The following is a 17,551-nucleotide window of genomic DNA, read 5'->3' on the forward strand; positions in this document are numbered from 1 at the left end:
CGCGTGGCGCCAGACCGCTACGCGTGGCGCCAGACCGCTACGCGTGGCGCCAGACCGCTACGCGTGGCGCCAGACCGCTACGCGTGGCGCCGGGCCGCCACGGCGACGCCGGGCCGCTACGCGGTGGCCGGCAGGTCGCGGCGGTCGCCGCCGTCGGTCTCGTCCGGGTGAGGTTCGCCCTCCTGCGCGTCGAGGAGGTCGATGCGCCGCTTGGCCTCACCGGGAATGCGCTTGGGCAGCTTTCCCGCGCCCGGCTCACCGCCGTCCAGCAGAAGGCGAGGCCGATGTCGTCTGTTCACAACGAATTTGATCCTTTTCGCCCCACTCCCCGGAAATCCCGGGGTCTTTGGCATTCATTTGGATAGCTGTTACGAGAATTCCAGGCGGTTTCCGCCGTCGCCAGTGACCAGAACCACGATCGGACCCATGTGATTCGTCACGGTGCGCACGCGAGCATGCGCCGTACGTGACGAAGGGGCGTGGGCGGCGGAGCACCGGGAACGGCGAGAAACCGCGGATCGCGAGACTTCAAGGCCCGCGGGAAGCCACGGCCCGCGGGAGCCAGGGCCCGCGGGAAGCCAGGGCCTGCGGGAGCCAGGGCCTGCGGGGAGTCACGGGCGCCAGATGAGCACCAGCGCGCAGTCGTCGTTGTGCCCCGCCGACATGGAGGTGACCAGGTTGCGCGCGCCGCCGGAGAAGCCGGAGGGCAGCAGGCGCTCGGCCTCGCCGAGCAGCCGGTCGAGACCGGCGTCGATGTCACGCCCGGGCTGCTCGATGAGCCCGTCGGTGTAGAGCATGAGGGCGTCGCCCTTGCGGAGCATCCCCCGGTCGGGCTCGCAGTGCAGGTCGGGGACGACGCCCAGGACCACGCCCTTGGCCGGGGAGACCCGCCAGGTGCCCGTGCCCGCCTCGAACGTGACCACCGGGGGGTGCCCGGCCGAGGTGATGGCGTACTCGCCGGTGGCGAGGTTGAGCCGGACGTGGACGGCGGTGACGAACCCCTCGGCCTCGCGCTGGCGGTGCAGGTAGGCGTTGCAGGCGGGCAGGAAGTCGTCCACCGAGCCGAGCAGACCGCCGAAGGTCCCCGACAACATCAGCGCGCGGGTGCCCGCGTCGACGCCCTTGCCGGAGACGTCGACCAGGGCGAGCTCCACCGTGTCACCGTCCCGCAGGGAGACCAGGAAGTCACCGCCGAAGGAGGAGCCCCCGGCCTGCTTGAGCACCACCTTGGCGCCCCAGTCCTTGGGCAGCGCGGGCAGCTCGCTCTGCCTCTTGAGCCGGTCGCGCAGCTCCAGCAGCATCACGTCGCCCCGGAGCCCCTGCACGCCGAGCTTGCCCCGGGTGCGGGCCATCACCGCGGCCAGCACGGAGGTGAACCCGAAGGCGGCGAGCGTCCCCGGGCCGATGTATCCGAAGTCGCCGGCGACGCCCACGTAGACCAGCGCGACCACGATCGCGCACAGCAGCTTGGCGAGGCTGCGCAGGCGCAGCTGGAGCCCGCCGACGAGGACGATCGGAATCATCAGCGCGGGCGAGAACCACTCGACCGAGACCCGCGCGGCCAGGACGCCGAGCACCAGGGTCAGCACGGTCAGCGTGGCGAGCAGGTTGCGGTCCCGGGTCAGCAGCCCGCGGCGGATGAAGCGCACCGCGGGCACGAGGAAGGGGACCCGCACCAGGAACGCGCGGAGCCCTGTAGGGATCAACGGCACCGGACGGGAACTCATGATGCGCCTGACTGTATCGGTCCGCCCCCGGTTCGGGGAGCCCACTTGACCAACACCTAGATCATTAAGCACGGATATTGTATGGCCGGGATGGTTTGCCGTGCCTACCGTAGGAAAAATGAGTCTTACGCTGCGCCCGATGACCGAGTCCGACTGGTCCGACTGGATCACGGTTGACGAGGAGGCGTTCGGCAGTCCCATCCCCCCGTACCGCGCGGAGCTGTTCCGGGCCAACACCGAGTTCGAGCGCTCCCTGGGAGCGTACGACGGCGATCTGCTCGTGGGCGTCACCGCCGTGTGCAGCTTCACCATGACGGTGCCCGGCGGCCCCATCCCGGTCGGCGGCGTCACAGCCGTCGGCGTCCTCCCGTCCCACCGCCGCCGCGGCGTCCTGACCGCGCTGATGACCCGTCAGCTGACCGACCTGCGCGAGCGGGGCGAGGCGGTCGCCGCGCTCTACGCCTCCGAGGCGGTGATCTACGGGCGGTTCGGGTACGGCAGAGCCGCCGACGGCATGGTCTTCGACGTCCCCACGCACCGCGCCGCCTTCGTCCCGGGCGCGCCGGTCGACCCCGCGCTGCGGCTGCGGATCGTCAAGCCCGCCGAGACCGGGGAGACCTTCGAGAAGGTCTTCGACGCCGTGCTCGGCAGCCGCCCCGGCCTGTACGCCCGCACCCCCGGGCGGTGGAACTCGGTGCTCACCGACACCGAGGCCGACCAGGGCGGCGCCGGACCGCTGCGCGCCGTCGTGGTCGAGGACGACGGCGGCCCGCGCGGCTACGCGCTCTTCAGGATCAAGCCCAGCTGGAACGACGCCGGCGTGCCGGACGGCGAGGTGCGGCTGAAGGAGCTCTTCGGCCTGGACCCGGCCGCCTGCGCCCTGCTCTGGCGGCACGTGCTGGACCGCGACCTGGTCTCGCGGGTCACGACCGGGAACCGCCCGGTCGACGACCCGCTGACCTACCTGCTGGCCGACGTCAGGCAGCTCCACGCGCGCTGGATGGACGAGCTGTGGATCCGGCTCGTGGACGTCGGCCGGGCCCTGGCCGCGCGCCGCTACTCGGCCCCGGTGGACGTGGTGTTCGAGGTCGAGGACGCGGTCTGCCCGTGGAACGCCCGGCGCTGGCGGCTGACGGCCGACTCCTCCGCCGCCCGGTGCGTTCCCGTCGAGGAGAGCGAGGAGCCGGGACGGGCCGCCGACCTGACGCTCCCGGTGGGCGCCCTGGGCGCGGCCTACCTCGGCGGGCAGAGGCTCACCTCGCTGCAGGAGGCGGGCCTGGTCCGGGAGGCGCGGGCGGGAGCCGTACGGGAGCTGTCCACCGCGATGTCGTGGGAGCCCGCGCCCTGGGCCGGTCTGATCTTCTGAGCGGCTCCCGGGGGACTCCGCCCCGGCGGGTTATGGTGGAGGCATGGCGCTGCAGAGCTTGCAGATCACCGCGATCACCGCGATGCGGGCCAGGGACGTCTCCCGGCCCTCACCCGAGCAGCAGGAGGCCGCCGACCGCAGGCCGCTCCGCGACGAGATGCCCCGCAAGGAGGCCCGCGCCCGGGACAAGTGAGCACCGGGTGCGGGCACGGGCGGGAGGGGTTACGGCAGCGGCGGGAGCTCGCCCGTGGTCTCGTATGCGGCGAGCTGCTCGATGCGGCGGCTGTGCCGCTCGGCGCCCGAGTAGGGAGTGGCCAGGAAGAGCTCGACGAACCTGGTCGCCTCCTCGGCGGTGTGCATCCGCGAGCCGATGCTGATCACGTTGGCGTCGTTGTGCTCGCGGCCGAGCTTGGCGGTGTCCTCGCTCCAGGCCAGCGCCGCGCGGATGCCGCGCACCTTGTTGGCCGCGATCTGCTCGCCGTTGCCCGAGCCGCCGATCACGACGCCCAGGCTGCCGGGCTCCCGGGCGACCCCCTCGGCCGCGCGCAGGACGAACGGCGGATAGTCGTCCTCGGCGTCGTAGACGAACGGACCGCAGTCCGTGACCTCGTGGCCGTGCTCCTTCAGCCAGGAGACGAGGTGGTTCTTGAGCTCATAGCCGGCATGGTCGGCACCGATGTAGACACGCACCCGCCCAGTTTCGCAGGTGCGAGTGGCCGCCCGGCCGCCGCCCCCGGCTAAAGTAAGAGCCGATCCACTGTCTGAGCCCTTACACCAGGGAGCCCCCACATGCGCGACATCCGAGTGATCGGGGATCCGGTCCTGCGCACGCCCGCCGAGCCGGTCGTGGACTTCGACCGCGACCTGCGCCGCCTGATCGACGAGATGTTCGCCGCGATGTACGCCGCGCAGGGCGTGGGCCTCGCCGGTCCGCAGATCGGCGTCGGCAGGCGGTTGTTCGTCTACGACTGCAGCAACCGCAGGGGACACGTGATCAACCCCGAGCTGACGATCGACGACGACGCCGAGGTCCTCGACGGGGAGGGCTGCCTGTCGGTGCCCGGGCGCGAGAGCGGCAAGCCGATCTACGCCAGGACGCCCCGGGCCGCCGGGGTGACCGTCAGCGGCCTCGACAAGCTGGGCCGGCCGGTGAAGGTCAAGGCCCGGGGCATGCTCGCCCGCTGCTTCCAGCACGAGACCGACCACCTGAACGGCATGCTCTACGTCGACCGCCTGGCCAAGGACGCCGCCAGGAAGGTCCTGCTCCAGGCGCCCTGACACCGGACGCCCTGACACCGCGCCCCGGCATCGGGCGCCCCGGCCGTCCCCGCGGGCGCGGCCTCGCGGGAGGTCAGAGCTGGAGCGACTTGACCTCCAGATACTCCTCGAGGCCGAACTCGCCCAGCTCGCGCCCGATGCCCGACTGCTTGTAGCCGCCGAAGGGGGCCAGCGGATTGAACCGGCCGCCGTTGATCGCCACCTGGCCGGTGCTCAGGCGCCGGGCGACGGAGACCGCGCGGCTCTCGTCGCCCGCCCACACCGCGCCCGCCAGGCCGTACGGCGTGCCGTTGGCGATGGAGACGGCCTCGTCCTCGCCCCTGCTGTAGGGGATGACCGACAGGACCGGACCGAAGATCTCCTCCTGCTCGATCACCATGCCGGGCGCCACCCCGGCGAAGACCGTGGGCTCCACGTAGAACCCGCGATCCAGCGGGTGGTCGGTCCCTCCGGTCACCAGCCGGGCGCCCTCCTCCTGGCCCCGGTTGATGTAGCGGATGACCCGGTCGCGCTGGGTCGCGGAGACCAGCGGGCCGAGCTTGGTGCCCTCGTCGAAGGGGTCGCCGACGGTGTATTTCCGCGCGGCCTGCACAGCGAGGTCGACGGCCTCGTCGTACTGGTCCCGGTGGACGATCATGCGGGTCCAGGCGGAGCAGGTCTGCCCGGAGTTGATGAAGGCATTGGCCACGGTCACCTTGACCGCCGCGGCCAGATCGGCGTCGGGCAGGATCAGACTGGCCGACTTGCCGCCGAGCTCCAGCGCCACCCGCTTGACCGTCGTCGCGGCGAGCGCGGCGACCCGGCGGCCCGCCTGGGTGGAGCCGGTGAAGGAGACCATGTCCACGCCGGGGTGGGCGGCGATGGCCTCGCCGATCACCGGGCCCCGGCCGCTGACCATGTTGAACACCCCGGGGGGCAGGCCGACCTCGTCGAAGATGCCCGCCAGCGCGAAGGCCGCCAGCGGCGCCACCTCGCTGGGCTTGAGGACGACCGTGCAGCCGGCGGCGAGCGCCGGGCCGACCTTGCACACGATCTGGTGGAGCGGGTAGTTCCACGGCGTGATGGCGCCGACCACGCCGACCGGCTCCCGCAGGATCCAGGAGTTGCCGATCCGCTCGGTGTCGAAGTCGTAGGACTCGGCCAGGCTCGCGTAGGAGGCCAGCACCCCCGCCGGCATCAACGTCTGCACCTTCATCGCCAGGCCGTACGGGGCGCCCATGTCGGTGGCGATGATCCTGGCGATCTGGTCGGCGCGTTCCCGGAGCAGTTCGGCCGCGGCGGCCAGGATCTTGCCGCGCTCGGCGGGCGCCGTGCCGGACCAGGCAGGGAGCGCGGCGCGGGCGGCGGCGACGGCGGCGTCCACATCGGCGGGCGAGCCCGCCGGCACCCGGTCGATCAGTTCCTCCGTCGCGGGATTGATCACGTCGATGCTCTCGCCCGACGCCGACGCCTGCCATGCTCCGTTCAGGTAAAGGTGACGCATGCCCTCATCCTCGCGCGCGGAACGTGATAAGGCGAGAGTTCATGGATTACTCAGCGTGTCGGAGTGATTACGTACAGCAATGACCCTCTCGCCGCAGTGGATGACACCGCTCCTACACAGAGTAGGGCGATGCCGCCATAAGCCAATGAAAAGTCGGCGATTCTTAAAAACTCGTAATATCCCGACACTTGGGCATGCAGCCCGATGTCCGCGCCGGGACGGCGCGGACATCGGGTGGATGACCGGAGATCGGCCGGAGACCGCCGGCCGGGGGATCAGTCGAAGATCGGCGGCCTGGTCCGGGAGCGCTTGAGCTCGAAGAAGCCGTCGAAGCTCGCGACCGCCTGGACCCCGTCCCAGAGCTTGCCGGCCTCCTCGCCCTTGGGCGCGGGCGAGATGACCGGGCCGAAGAAGGCGACGTCGCCGACCGCGATCACCGGGGTGCCGACCTCCTGGCCGACCCGGTTGATCCCGTCGTCGTGCGAGGCGCGCAGCGCCTCGTCGTACTCCTCGGACTCCATCGCGTCGGCGAACGTCCGGTCCAGCCCGGCCGCCTCCAGCGCCTCCTCCACGGTCTCGCGCAGCCTGCCGAGCCGCTTGATCATGCCCTGGTTGTGGAAGCGGACGCCGAGCTCGGTGTAGAGGCGGCCGACCGTCTCGGAGTCGTACTTCCCCTGCACGGCGGCGACCACCCGGACCGGGCCGATGGCCTTGGCGATCATTTCCCGGTAGGAGTCGGGAACGTCTTTCTCCTCGTTGAGGATGTTGAGGCTCATGATGTGCCAGCGCGGCTCGATCGACCGTACCTTCTCGACTTCCAGCAACCAGCGCGAGGTCATCCACGCGAACGGGCAGAAGGGGTCGAACCAGAGGTCGACGGGGGTTCGCTCAGTCATCTGTCAGCTTCCTCGTTCAGCGGACATTCCGCACCGCAACAACCTGGGGGAGGATCCCCCTATTCCCCGGCGGATTGGTCTCCCTGTTTCGCGGAGGATTATTGCCTTGACGGCCTCTTTATGCTCATATGCGATGATCACTCTGCCGCGGGGTTTCCGAAGCGGCGATCTCCTGCCTGACGTGGCAGGATTCAGGCAGCCCTCCGCAACGGAGCGGAGGAAGTCGTGACGAGGAGCGGTAGTGGCAGGCAATCTGACCCGTGACGAGGCCCGCGAGCGCGCACGGCTGCTCAGCGTGCAGTCGTATGCGGTGGAGCTCGATCTGACCGAGGGCGAAGAGCGTTTCGAGAGCATCACCACGGTCCGCTTCACCAGCACCCGGGCGGGCGCGGAGACGTTCATCGACCTGGCCGGCGCCAAGGTGCGCACGGCCGTCCTGAACGGCGCCGAGCTGGACGTGGCCGCCTACGACCCGGAGACCGGGCGGCTCCCGCTGCCGAACCTGGCCGAGAGCAACGAGCTGCGCATCGACGCCGACTGCGCCTACATGCGCACCGGCGAGGGCCTGCACCGCTTCGTCGACCCGGTCGACAAGAGCGTCTACCTGCACAGCCAGTTCGAGACGGCCGACGCCCACCGGATGTACGCCTGCTTCGACCAGCCCGACCTGAAGGCGACCTTCGAGCTGACCGTGCTCGCGCCCTCCCACTGGGAGGTCATCTCCAACGCCGCCCCCGACGAGGTCGAGGAGCTGGAGGGCCACCGCGGCAAGCACGGCGCGCTGCAGGACGCCAAGCGCTGGCACTTCCCGCCGACCCCGGTGATGTCGACCTACATCACCGCCCTGTGCGCCGGGCCGTACCACAAGGTGACCTCCGAGCACGACGGCATCCCGCTGGGCGTCTACTGCCGCGCCTCGCTGGCCGAGCACCTCGACGCCGACAACATCTTCGAGCTCACCCGCCAGGGCTTCGACTTCTTCCACAAGATCTTCGGCGTCCGCTACCCCTTCGGCAAGTACGACCAGCTGTTCGTGCCGGAGTTCAACGCCGGCGCGATGGAGAACGCCGGCTGCGTGACCTTCCTGGAGGACTACGTCTTCCGCTCGCGCGTCACCGACGCGGTCATCGAGCGCCGCGCCGAGACGATCCTGCACGAGATGGCGCACATGTGGTTCGGCGACCTGGTCACCATGCGCTGGTGGGACGACCTGTGGCTGAACGAGTCGTTCGCCACCTACGCCTCCGTGCTGTGCCAGGCCGAGGCCACCCGCTGGGGCCAGGGCGCCTGGACGACCTTCGCCAACGTGGAGAAGGCCTGGGCCTACCGCCAGGACCAGCTGCCCTCCACCCACCCGATCGCCGCCGACATCGTCGACATGCACGCGGTCGAGGTCAACTTCGACGGCATCACCTACGCCAAGGGCGCGTCCGTCCTCAAGCAGCTGGTCGCCTACGTGGGCCTGGACAACTTCCTGGCGGGCGTCCGCGACTACTTCACCGAGCACGCCTGGGGCAACACCGAGCTGGCCGACCTGCTGGGCGCGCTGGAGCGCACCAGCGGCCGCGACCTGTCGTCCTGGTCGAAGGAGTGGCTGGAGACCTCCTGGGTCAACACCCTGCGCCCGTCGTTCGAGGTCGACGCCGAGGGCCGCTTCACGGCCTTCGACGTGCTGCAGGAGGCCCCGGCCGACTACCCGACGCTGCGCTCGCACCGCGTCGCCATCGGCCTGTACGCCCTGCGGGGCGACGTCCTGGTACGGGTCAAGCGGGTCGAGCTGGACGTGGTCGGCGCCCGTACGGCGGTGCCCGAGCTGGTCGGCGAGGTCCAGCCGGACCTGGTCCTGATCAACGACGACGACCTGACCTACGCCAAGATCCGGCTGGACGAGCGCTCGCTGCGCACCCTCGTCGAGGGCGGCATCGTCAAGTTCGCCGAGTCGCTGCCCCGGGCGCTGTGCTGGTCGGCCGCCTGGGACATGACCCGCGACGCCGAGATGTCCACCCGCGACTACGTGGCGCTGGTCACCTCCGGCATCTCCTCGGTCAAGGACATCACCGTCACCCAGACCGTGCTCCGCCAGGCCCGCCAGGCCGTCCAGCAGTACGCCGACCCCGCCTGGCGCGCCGAGGGCCTGGCCCTGCTGGCCTCCTCGCTGCGCTCGCTGGCCGAGGCCGCCGAGCCCGGCTCGGACCACCAGCTCGCCTACGTCAACGCCCTGACCGCGGTGGCCTCCTCCGCCGAGGACCTGGCGTTCCTCAAGGGCCTGCTCGACGGCACGGCGGCGCTGGAGGGGCTGGCCGTCGACACCGACCTGCGCTGGACGCTCACCCAGGCCCTGGTCTCCAACGGCGTGCTCGGCGAGGAGGACATCGCCACCGAGCTGCTGCGCGACCCCACCGCCACCGGCGAGCGCTCGGCCGCCCTGGCGCGGGCCTCGATCCCCACGGCCGACGGCAAGGCCACCGCCTGGACGACCATGACCGAGGGCAAGCTGAGCGGCGCCCTGCTCCGCTCGACGATCCTCGGCTTCATGGACCCGCGCCACCCGGAGCTGCTGGAGCCCTACGCCGACCGGTACTTCGCCGAGATCGGCCGCATCTGGGAGTCCTGGACCTTCGACAGCGCCCAGAGCTTCGCGGTCGGCTGCTACCCGGCCCTGGCCGTCTCCCCGGAGACCGTGGCCAAGACCGAGCGGCTGATCGAGGAGACCCGGCCGACGCAGGCGCTCAAGCGCCTGCTCCTGGAGGGCGCCGACGGCATCGGCCGGGCCCTGCGCGCCCGCGCCAAGGACGCCGCATCCGCCTAGCCGGTCCGGTCTGAACGACCGCCGGAACCACGCAGACCCGCCCCCGCCGGAAACCCGGCGGGGGCGGACCCGCTTCCGGCGGGTTTCCGGCGGGGGCGGCACGGCGGGAAACCGTCCCCTCTTGCCAACTCATCCCAATCATGGAATATCATCGCCATGTGACGATTGATCCTGAAGAGGACCGGTGCGTCAGCGCCGGCATCGCCGCGGGGGTCTCCCCGGCCGCGGCGCTGTTCCACTCCCTGGCCGACGAGACCCGGTTGCGCATCGTGCAGCGGCTGGCCCGCGGCGAGGCCCGGGTGGTGGACCTGACCTCCCAGCTCGCACTGGCGCAGTCCACCGTCTCCAAGCATCTGGCCTGCCTGCGCGACTGCGGATTGGTCGACTACCGCACCGAGGGCCGCCAGTCGTTCTACAGCCTCACCAGACCCGAGCTGATGGACCTGCTGGCCGCCGCCGAGCAACTTCTGGCCGCCACCGGCCACGCGGTCGCGCTGTGCCCGATCCACCGCGACAAGGACTGACTCATGGCCCTCACCGCTTTGCTGTTGTATCTGATCGCTTCGGGCCTGGCCTTCGGCTGGCGCACGTTCCTGCACTGGCGCCGGACCGGCGACAGCGGACTGCGCCTGGACGCCGGCCCGGTCGGCTCGCTGTCGTGGTGGGCCAAGCTCGCCTTCGTCGCCGCCCTCGTCCTGGGCCTGGCCGGGCCGGTCGCCGCCCTGGCCGGTCTGGCGCCCCTGTCCGCGCTCGACCACCCGCTCGCCCGCGCCGCCGGCCTGGCGATCGCCCTGGGCGGCGCCGTGGCCACCCTGGCCGCGCAGCTGGCCATGGGCGCCTCCTGGCGGATCGGCGTGGACGCCTCCGAGCGCACCGCCCTCGTCACCGACGGACCGTTCGCGCTGGCCCGCAACCCGATCTTCACCGCGATGATCACCACCAGTTGCGGGCTGACCCTGATGACGCCCAACCCCGTCGCCCTGCTCGCCCTCGTCACGCTGGTGACCTCCGTCCAGCTGCAGGTGCGCGCGGTGGAGGAGCCCTACCTGCGGCGCGTGCACGGGTGCGCCTACCGGCACTACGCCGCCGGCGTCGGCCGGTTCCTGCCCGGCGTCGGACGCCTGCCCCACGCTCACTGACGGACGGCCGCGGCGGCCACCGCTTCCCCGGATTCCGGATGGAACGGCCACCGCCGGATCGCCGATATCGTCTGAGCGTGGATTCGGTACAGGACGTGCTCGTCACGCTCGCCCGGCGACACGCCTTCGCCGACCTGGAGGCGCTCACCGACGACCCGGTGGTCGCGGCCGTCTGCGAGTTCGGGCAGCGGCTGCTCTCCCTCGACGCCGAGGACTTCGCGGTCGAGGCCCGGGAGGTGCCGCCCGCGCTGCGGCGGCGCGCCCGGGCGTGCACCATGCCGCAGACCCCCAAGGAGCAGCCGCGCGGCGCGCTGGAGTCGCTGCGCCCGGCCTACGGGCTGCTGCTGGAGGTGATCTCGGTCCGGTGGCACCGGCGAGAGCTCAGCCCCATGGTCGCCGCCCTGCACATCGCCAGCGAGTATCTCCCGCTGCTCGCCTTCGAGACGGTGCTCGGCCACGCGGGCGACCCGGCCCGCTGGCCCGCCGGGCTCACCGCCCCGGGCAGCAGGTTCGGCGTGATCGGCGACCGCGAGTGCGACCACACCAAGCCCGAGCAGTCGGCCGCCAACCGGACCCTCCGGGTGGCCGGGGAGCCCGCCGAGGGCTGGCGGGCCTACTTCGACCGGCAGCACAGCCAGGTGGCGGGGGCTCTGGCCACGTGCGTGGCCGACTGCCGCAACCCGTGCACCGCGATGGACTGGGTGGAGCCGGAGCGCCGCGACGACCTCGCCGCCCGCGCGCGGGTGGCGCTGGCCTTCGCCGACACCCCGCTGGTACGGCTGCGCCACGCGGCCCCGGTGGGGCACGGCTTCGGCGTGCCCTCCCCGGAGGAGGTCCAGGAGGCCTGGCAGCGCAGCCGGGTCGTGCTGGCCAAGAGCGAGGTGGGCCAGGCGGCCTCGGCGGAGGACGGTTTCCCGCTCCCCGGCCTGCCCAGCCTGTTCTCCTCGATCGCCGCCGCGCCGGTGCCGACCTCGACGCTGCTGGACGACATCGCCGCGCACCTGGTGACGCTGCTGCGATCCGGCTGACCGGAGCGCCCCGGCCCGCCGGACCGGGCGGCACGACCCGCCGGACCGGGCGACGCGCCCCGTCAGCCGCCCGGACGGCACGACCCGCCGGACCACGCGGCGCCTCCTACCAGACGGCCGGGCGGCGCTCGCCCCAGAAACCTCCCGCGGCCGCCTCGAGCTGCGCGGAGACCGAGATCAGCGTGCCCTCGTCTCCGAACCGCGCGGCCAGCATGACCCCGATCGGCAGCCCGTCCTCCGTCCAGTACAGCGGCAGGTTGACCGCGGGCTGGCCGCTGACGTTGTAGATGGCGGGGAAGGCGGCGAAGCGCTTCATCCGCTCGAAGGTCTCCTCCGGGTCCCCGCCCTCCTCGAACCAGCCCACGGGACGGGGCGGGGCGGTGACGGTCGGGGTGAGCACCGCGTCGTACTCGTCGGTCACCAGCAGGCCGAACCGGGTGGCGAGCTGGAGCGCCGACTGGGCCTGGAGGAAGTCCGGCGCGGGGGTGGCGTAGCCGCGCTCCCGCAGCCAGGCCGTCAGCGGTCGCAGCCGGTCCTGCTTGGTGAGGTCCACCGGGTGCATGCACGCGAACGCGTACCAGAGCGTGACGAACTGCGGCACCAGGTCGGCCGAGAACGGCGGCGCGATGTCGACCACCTCGTGCCCGAGGGCGGCCAGCCGTTCCGAGGCGTGCTCGTAGGCGGCGAGCACCTCCGGGTCCACCACCGCGCCGGGGACCAGCGGCTCGGCGTAGCGGGCGATCCGCAGCCGGCCGGGATCCCGGTCCGCGTAGGCGGCGAACGAGCCCAGCTCCGGCGGCGGCGCGTGGTAGAGGTCGCCGGGGTTGTTGTGCGCCATCGCGTCCAGCAGCACGGCGGCGTCGGCGACGGTCCTGGCGATCGGGCCGTTGGTGGACAGCCCGGCCAGGTCGGGGATGATCGGGGCGAAGCTGATCCGGCCCCGGGTGGGCTTGATGCCGTACAGCCCGCAGACGGAGGACGGGATCCGGATCGAGCCCGCGCCGTCGCTGCCCTGGGCGGCCGGCGCCAGGCCCGCCGCGACCGCGGCGGCGGCCCCGCCGCTGGAGCCTCCGGCCGAGCGGGACAGGTCCCACGGCGTGCGGGTGGGCGGCGAGACGGAGGTCTCGGTGTAGCAGGGCATCCCGAACTCGGGCGTGGCCGTCTTGCCGAGCATGACCGTCCCGGCCTCCCTCAGCCGTTCGACCACGCTGTCGTCCACCGGGGCGACGAAGTCGTCGTAGGTCGCCGAGCCGAAGTGGATCGGCACGTCCTTGACCAGGTTGAGGTCCTTGATGGGGATCGGCACCCCGAGGAGTGGCGAGGCGTTCTCCTCGACCTCGCCGGCGAGCACTCTCGCCTCGGCCTTGTGCGCCTGCTCCAGCGCCAGCTCGGGGGTCACGGTCACGTAGGCGCCGACATCGGGGTCCAGTCTCCCGATGCGGTCGAGGTAGTGCTCGGTGATCTCGACCGGCGAGATCTCCCTGCGGCGTACGGCCGCCGCCTGCTCCAGAGCGGTGAGATCATGTATTTCTGCCACGCCCCGCACGGTAGGCGGAATCAGCAGGGTTATCTAGAGAGATATGTATAGATACCCGCTACCGCGTACCGCCATGCGGGTGACGGCGGTCACAAAAGTGTGAGTTGCGGAGTACTAGGCACCCCGTTTGAAGGTCAGCTACCGTGAGTTACGTGGATTCCGGTCAGGTGCCAGAAGACGGTAACATTACGTCACCGATTTGGGCCGGCGAGGGCCCGACCGCCAAAAGGGCGACGCCTCGTCCGCCCACGCATTCGTCTACGTACGCGCCCGTCGAACGCGTCTCACTGCTGAGTCTGCTCAGCCATCCCCGCTACCGCCCGCTGGTACGCCGCGTAGTGATCGCCGTCGTCGCGGGGGTCGCCGTCGGGTTCCTGCTGATCAGCTGGCGCATGGGCGTCACGGCGGCGATCGCGGCGGCGATCGCCGACACGGTGGTGCGCGCCCGCTCGAACTCGACGGTTCCCGCCTGGCGCCGCGCCTCGGTCGCCGAGCGGCGCACGGAGGCGCAGCTGAAGGGCCTGGAGCGGCGGGGTTACCGCACCCTGCACGCGCGCGCGATCCCGGACAGCGACGCCCAGATCGATCACCTGGTCGTCGGGCCGACCGGGATCTACGCCGTCGACTCCGAGAAGTGGGACAAGCGGCTCCCGGTCCGCGCCCAGTCGCACCGCAAGCTGTTCCTGGGCCCGTTCTCCCAGAAGGCCCGCCTCGACGAGGCCCGCTGGGAGGCCAGCCGGGCCTCCGAGCTGATCGGCGCGGAGCTCGGCCGGGAGATCATGGTCATCCCCTCCCTGGCGATCTACGGCCCGGCCATCCCGTGGAAGGTCCTCAACATCCGCGAGGTCGACGTCTTCGACGGCGGCCACGTCCGCAAGTGGATCACCAAGCGGGAGCGGTCGCTGACCGACGCCGAGATCTCCAGGATCTACGAGGCGGCCCAGCGGGTGCTGCCGCCGCGTTACCCGGAGGCTCCCGAGCAGGGTCCGCCGTCCCGCATGACCCGGACCGAGCAGGTCTCCTCCGAACGCTGACCCCGTCCCCCCGCGGGACTCCCCCGTCCATCCACGCCCGGCGGCCCGGCCCGCCGGGCGTTCTCGTTCCCGCGGCGGCGTCCGCGCACCGGCTTCTGCCCGCCCGTCTCCTCCGTGTCCCGCCCCCGCTCTCCCCGGCCCCGGCGTCCGTCAAGTGGACCTCGGGTCTCACCAAGCGGGCGACGGCCGTACCATTTGAAGACCCAGTGTCGATGATGGGAGAAGCGTCATGCCCGCCCTCAGGTCTCGTACGGTCACTCACGGCAGGAACATGGCCGGAGCCCGGGCCCTGCTCCGGGCGACGGGCGTAGCCGGCAGCGACTTCGGCAAACCGATCATCGCGGTGGCCAACAGCTTCACCCAGTTCGTCCCCGGGCACGTCCATCTGCGCGAGGTCGGCGACGTCGTCGCCGGGGCGATCCGCGAGGCGGGCGCGATCCCGCGCGAGTTCAACACGATCGCGGTGGACGACGGCATCGCGATGGGCCACGGCGGCATGCTCTACTCCCTGCCGAGCCGCGAGCTGATCGCCGACGCGGTCGAGTACATGGTGAACGCCCACTGCGCCGACGCGATGATCTGCGTCTCCAACTGCGACAAGATCACTCCGGGCATGCTGCTGGCCGCCTTCCGGCTCAACATCCCCACGGTCTTCGTCTCCGGCGGGCCGATGGAGGCCGGCAAGACGCCCGGCAAGAAGCTCGACCTGATCGACCCGATGATCGCCTCCGCCGACGACAGCGTCTCCGACGAGGATCTGCTGGCGATGGAGGAGAACGCCTGCCCGACCTGCGGCTCGTGCAGCGGCATGTTCACCGCCAACTCGATGAACTGCCTGGCCGAGGCCATCGGCCTGGCGCTGCCCGGCAACGGCACGATCCTGGCCACCCACAAGGCCCGCAAGAAGCTGTTCCAGGACGCCGGGCGGCAGCTGGTGGAGATCACCCGCCGCTACTACGAGCAGGACGACGAGAGCGTGCTGCCGCGCAGCATCGCCACCAAGGACGCGTTCGAGAACGCCATGGCCCTGGACGTGGCGATGGGCGGCTCGACCAACACGATCCTGCACATCCTGGCCGCGGCCCGCGAGGCGCAGGTCGACTTCGGCCTCAAGGAGATCAACGAGATCTCGCTGCGGGTGCCGTGCCTGAGCAAGGTCGCCCCCGCCACCGACAAGTACCACGTCGAGGACGTCCACCGGGCCGGCGGCATCCCCGCCATCCTCGGCGAGCTCGCCCGGGGCGGTCTGATCCACCGGGACGCGCACACCGTCAACGGCGGCACGATGGGCGACTACCTCGCCGCCTGGGACGTGCGCTCGCCCGACGTGCTGCCCGAGGCGGTGGAGCTGTGGCACGCGGCCCCCGGCAACGTCCGCACCGTCAGGCCCTACTCCCAGGAGGCCCGCTGGGACTCCCTCGACCTCGACCGCGAGGGCGGCTGCATCCGCGACATGGAGCACGCCTACACCCGCGACGGCGGCCTGGCCGTGCTCTACGGCAACATCGCCGTCGAGGGGTGCATCGTCAAGACCGCCGGGGTGGACGAGTCCATCTGGAAGTTCTCCGGGCCCGCCGTGGTCTTCGAGTCCCAGGAGGACGCCGTCGAGGGCATCCTGAACAACCGGGTGAAGGAGGGCGACGTCGTCGTCATCCGCTACGAGGGGCCCAAGGGCGGGCCGGGCATGCAGGAGATGCTCTACCCGACCTCGTTCCTGAAGGGCAAGGGCCTGGGCAAGGCCTGCGCCCTGATCACCGACGGCCGCTTCTCCGGCGGCACGAGCGGCCTGTCCATCGGCCACGCCTCCCCGGAGGCCGCCGAGGGCGGCGCCATCGCCCTGGTCGAGGACGGCGACGTCATCGAGATCGACATCCCGGGCCGCTCGATCGAGTTGAAGGTGGCGGAGCCCGAGCTGGCCGCCCGCCGCGAGAGGCTCCTGGCCGATCTGGGCCGCTACCGCCCGCGCGACCGTCACCGCCCGGTGAGCGCCGCCCTGCAGGCCTACGCCGCCCTCACCACCTCCGCCTCCACCGGGGCCTCCCGCGACCTGTCCCAGCTCTCCCGCTAGGGAGTCCCCGGCACGCCGGCCGCCGCATCCGGCCCCTCACCCGGCGGGGACGCGAACCCCGCGCTCCCGCCGGGCCATGGGATCCGCGTCCCCGGGCCGCTCTTCGGGGCCGCTGACGGCGCCCGTACGACCCCGGGACCGCGCTTGCTCCCATCCCCGGGCTTACTTCCGTGACGGCGCCCGTACGGCGAGAGGCCGCGCGGTGTTCCCGGCGCCGTTGTACGGCGAATAGTCCGGCATGTCGCTTGAGGGTCACAGTGTTGAGAATCCGGCATCTCTGTTCGAAAAATGTCGGTGTCGCGACCTATCCTTGAGGTATGGCAAACGTCGTGAAGTCCCCCGCCAGCCCCCTGACGACCGCCGAGATCGCCGCCCTCGCCCTCTCCCTCGCCCATCTGGGATCGGGTCCCCAGGCCGACGCCGCCCGGCATGGTCTCCGCCATGCCTTCGAGCACCTGGAGCTCGGAGACGACGTCGTGGCCACCACCCTCGCCACCCTGACCGCCCCGCTGCCCGCTCCGGTCGCCGACCGGGCCAGGACCATCGCCGGCGCCATCACCTCCCGGCTCGTGATCCGGCTGCACTACCGCGACGCCTCCGGCCGGGTCAGCATCCGCGACGTCGACCCGGTGACCTGCATGGTCCATCGCGAACACTGGTATCTCGTGGGAATGTGCCGCATGCGCGGCGCGATCCGCGCCTTCCGGTTCGACCGGATCATCGCCACCGAGCCCACATTCGTCCCCGCCCGCCCGCACCGGCCCGAGGGCTTCCTGCCCTTCCAGGGCAAGCGCGCGGCATAACGCCTCAGCAGGCACGACACGGCGGGGCCCGGCGGCCGGGATCGCTCCCGGCCGCGGGGACCTCACGGCGTCATCGGGATCCCGGAGTCACCGGGACTCCGGGGTCACCTCCGGGCGGGTCAGCCGCAGCAGCCGCCCCCGCAGCAACCCCCGCCGCCGCCGGAGGGCCGGGGAGCACCGGCGCTCCCCGTGACGGCGATCGTGGACAGCAGCCGGACGGTGTCGTCGTGTCCCGCGGGGCAGGCCGCGGGCTCGTCGGACTGCGCCATCGGGCGGGACAGCTCGAAGGTGGAACCGCAGGAGCGGCAGCGGAAGTCGTAACGCGGCATACCACCAGATTACCCAGACGGGCGTCCCGGGATGACCCGTGCGGGCGCCCGCAC

17 protein-coding genes are annotated in these 17,551 nt (G+C 71.6%); 10 read left to right on the top strand and 7 right to left on the bottom strand.

The window, feature by feature from the left end:
• Nucleotides 1–116: 116 nt before the first annotated feature.
• A complete protein-coding gene (locus Plo01_RS25800; protein ID WP_203893276.1) occupies nt 117–299 on the bottom strand; it encodes a hypothetical protein in 183 nt (60 codons plus the stop codon).
• A 312-nt stretch (nt 300–611) separates the two neighbouring features.
• Nucleotides 612–1,727, bottom strand: coding sequence for a PP2C family protein-serine/threonine phosphatase (locus Plo01_RS25805; protein ID WP_203893277.1), 1,116 nt, complete (start codon nt 1,725–1,727; stop codon nt 612–614).
• A gap of 118 nt (nt 1,728–1,845) precedes the next feature.
• On the opposite strand from Plo01_RS25805, the gene Plo01_RS25810 reads away from it, so the two are divergent.
• Both Plo01_RS25810 and Plo01_RS25815 read left to right on the top strand, forming a co-directional pair.
• Nucleotides 1,846–3,093 carry a GNAT family N-acetyltransferase gene (locus Plo01_RS25810; RefSeq protein ID WP_203893278.1) on the top strand — a complete coding sequence of 416 codons (1,248 nt, stop codon included), beginning with the start codon at nt 1,846–1,848 and terminating at the stop codon, nt 3,091–3,093.
• 43 nt (nt 3,094–3,136) lie between these two features.
• Nucleotides 3,137–3,286 (top strand): hypothetical protein, encoded by a 150-nt coding sequence (locus tag Plo01_RS25815; protein WP_203893279.1) that lies wholly within the window; start codon nt 3,137–3,139, stop codon nt 3,284–3,286.
• Between the two features lie 29 nt (nt 3,287–3,315).
• Here the strand turns inward: Plo01_RS25815 and Plo01_RS25820 are convergent, their stop codons facing one another.
• Nucleotides 3,316–3,783: a ribose-5-phosphate isomerase gene (locus Plo01_RS25820; protein ID WP_203893280.1), complete on the bottom strand. Its 468-nt coding sequence runs from the start codon at nt 3,781–3,783 to the stop codon at nt 3,316–3,318.
• A gap of 99 nt (nt 3,784–3,882) precedes the next feature.
• On the opposite strand from Plo01_RS25820, the gene def reads away from it, so the two are divergent.
• Nucleotides 3,883–4,371 (top strand): peptide deformylase, encoded by a 489-nt coding sequence (def, locus tag Plo01_RS25825; protein WP_203893281.1) that lies wholly within the window; start codon nt 3,883–3,885, stop codon nt 4,369–4,371.
• Between the two features lie 73 nt (nt 4,372–4,444).
• Here def and Plo01_RS25830 read toward each other — a convergent pair whose 3' ends face one another.
• The gene (locus tag Plo01_RS25830) at nt 4,445–5,854 is read right to left on the bottom strand and encodes an aldehyde dehydrogenase family protein (protein ID WP_203893282.1); all 1,410 of its coding nucleotides are present in this window, start codon (nt 5,852–5,854) and stop codon (nt 4,445–4,447) included.
• A 275-nt stretch (nt 5,855–6,129) separates the two neighbouring features.
• Nucleotides 6,130–6,750, bottom strand: a complete 621-nt coding sequence (locus tag Plo01_RS25835) for a mycothiol-dependent nitroreductase Rv2466c family protein (protein WP_203893283.1) — start codon at nt 6,748–6,750, stop codon at nt 6,130–6,132.
• Between the two features lie 241 nt (nt 6,751–6,991).
• Here Plo01_RS25835 and pepN point away from each other — a divergent pair, with 241 nt between their 5' ends.
• The 4 genes from pepN (at nt 6,992) to Plo01_RS25855 (ending at nt 11,726) form a co-directional block, all read left to right on the top strand.
• Nucleotides 6,992–9,559, top strand: a complete 2,568-nt coding sequence (gene pepN / locus Plo01_RS25840) for an aminopeptidase N (protein WP_203893284.1) — start codon at nt 6,992–6,994, stop codon at nt 9,557–9,559.
• 164 nt (nt 9,560–9,723) lie between these two features.
• Nucleotides 9,724–10,083, top strand: a complete 360-nt coding sequence (locus Plo01_RS25845) for an ArsR/SmtB family transcription factor (RefSeq protein WP_239317104.1) — start codon at nt 9,724–9,726, stop codon at nt 10,081–10,083.
• 3 nt (nt 10,084–10,086) lie between these two features.
• Nucleotides 10,087–10,698 carry a methyltransferase family protein gene (locus Plo01_RS25850; protein WP_203893286.1) on the top strand — a complete coding sequence of 204 codons (612 nt, stop codon included), beginning with the start codon at nt 10,087–10,089 and terminating at the stop codon, nt 10,696–10,698.
• A gap of 77 nt (nt 10,699–10,775) precedes the next feature.
• The gene (locus Plo01_RS25855) at nt 10,776–11,726 is read left to right on the top strand and encodes a hypothetical protein (protein WP_203893287.1); all 951 of its coding nucleotides are present in this window, start codon (nt 10,776–10,778) and stop codon (nt 11,724–11,726) included.
• 106 nt (nt 11,727–11,832) lie between these two features.
• On the opposite strand, the gene Plo01_RS25860 is transcribed toward Plo01_RS25855, so the two are convergent.
• The gene (locus Plo01_RS25860) at nt 11,833–13,263 is read right to left on the bottom strand and encodes an amidase (RefSeq protein ID WP_203893288.1); all 1,431 of its coding nucleotides are present in this window, start codon (nt 13,261–13,263) and stop codon (nt 11,833–11,835) included.
• A gap of 338 nt (nt 13,264–13,601) precedes the next feature.
• Between Plo01_RS25860 and Plo01_RS25865 the strand changes: the two genes are divergently transcribed.
• The 3 genes from Plo01_RS25865 (at nt 13,602) to Plo01_RS25875 (ending at nt 17,168) form a co-directional block, all read left to right on the top strand.
• Nucleotides 13,602–14,297 (top strand): nuclease-related domain-containing protein, encoded by a 696-nt coding sequence (locus tag Plo01_RS25865; RefSeq protein ID WP_239317073.1) that lies wholly within the window; start codon nt 13,602–13,604, stop codon nt 14,295–14,297.
• 229 nt (nt 14,298–14,526) lie between these two features.
• Nucleotides 14,527–16,365, top strand: a complete 1,839-nt coding sequence (ilvD, locus tag Plo01_RS25870; RefSeq protein WP_203893290.1) for a dihydroxy-acid dehydratase — start codon at nt 14,527–14,529, stop codon at nt 16,363–16,365.
• A gap of 317 nt (nt 16,366–16,682) precedes the next feature.
• On the top strand, nt 16,683–17,168 hold the full coding sequence (locus Plo01_RS25875) for a helix-turn-helix transcriptional regulator (RefSeq protein ID WP_203893291.1): 486 nt from the start codon (nt 16,683–16,685) through the stop codon (nt 17,166–17,168).
• A gap of 119 nt (nt 17,169–17,287) precedes the next feature.
• Here Plo01_RS25875 and Plo01_RS25880 read toward each other — a convergent pair whose 3' ends face one another.
• Nucleotides 17,288–17,497 (bottom strand): FmdB family zinc ribbon protein, encoded by a 210-nt coding sequence (locus Plo01_RS25880; protein ID WP_203893292.1) that lies wholly within the window; start codon nt 17,495–17,497, stop codon nt 17,288–17,290.
• Nucleotides 17,498–17,551: the final 54 nt, after the last annotated feature.

The organism is Planobispora longispora (genome assembly GCF_016863135.1).
Lineage (GTDB): Bacteria > Actinomycetota > Actinomycetes > Streptosporangiales > Streptosporangiaceae > Planobispora > Planobispora longispora.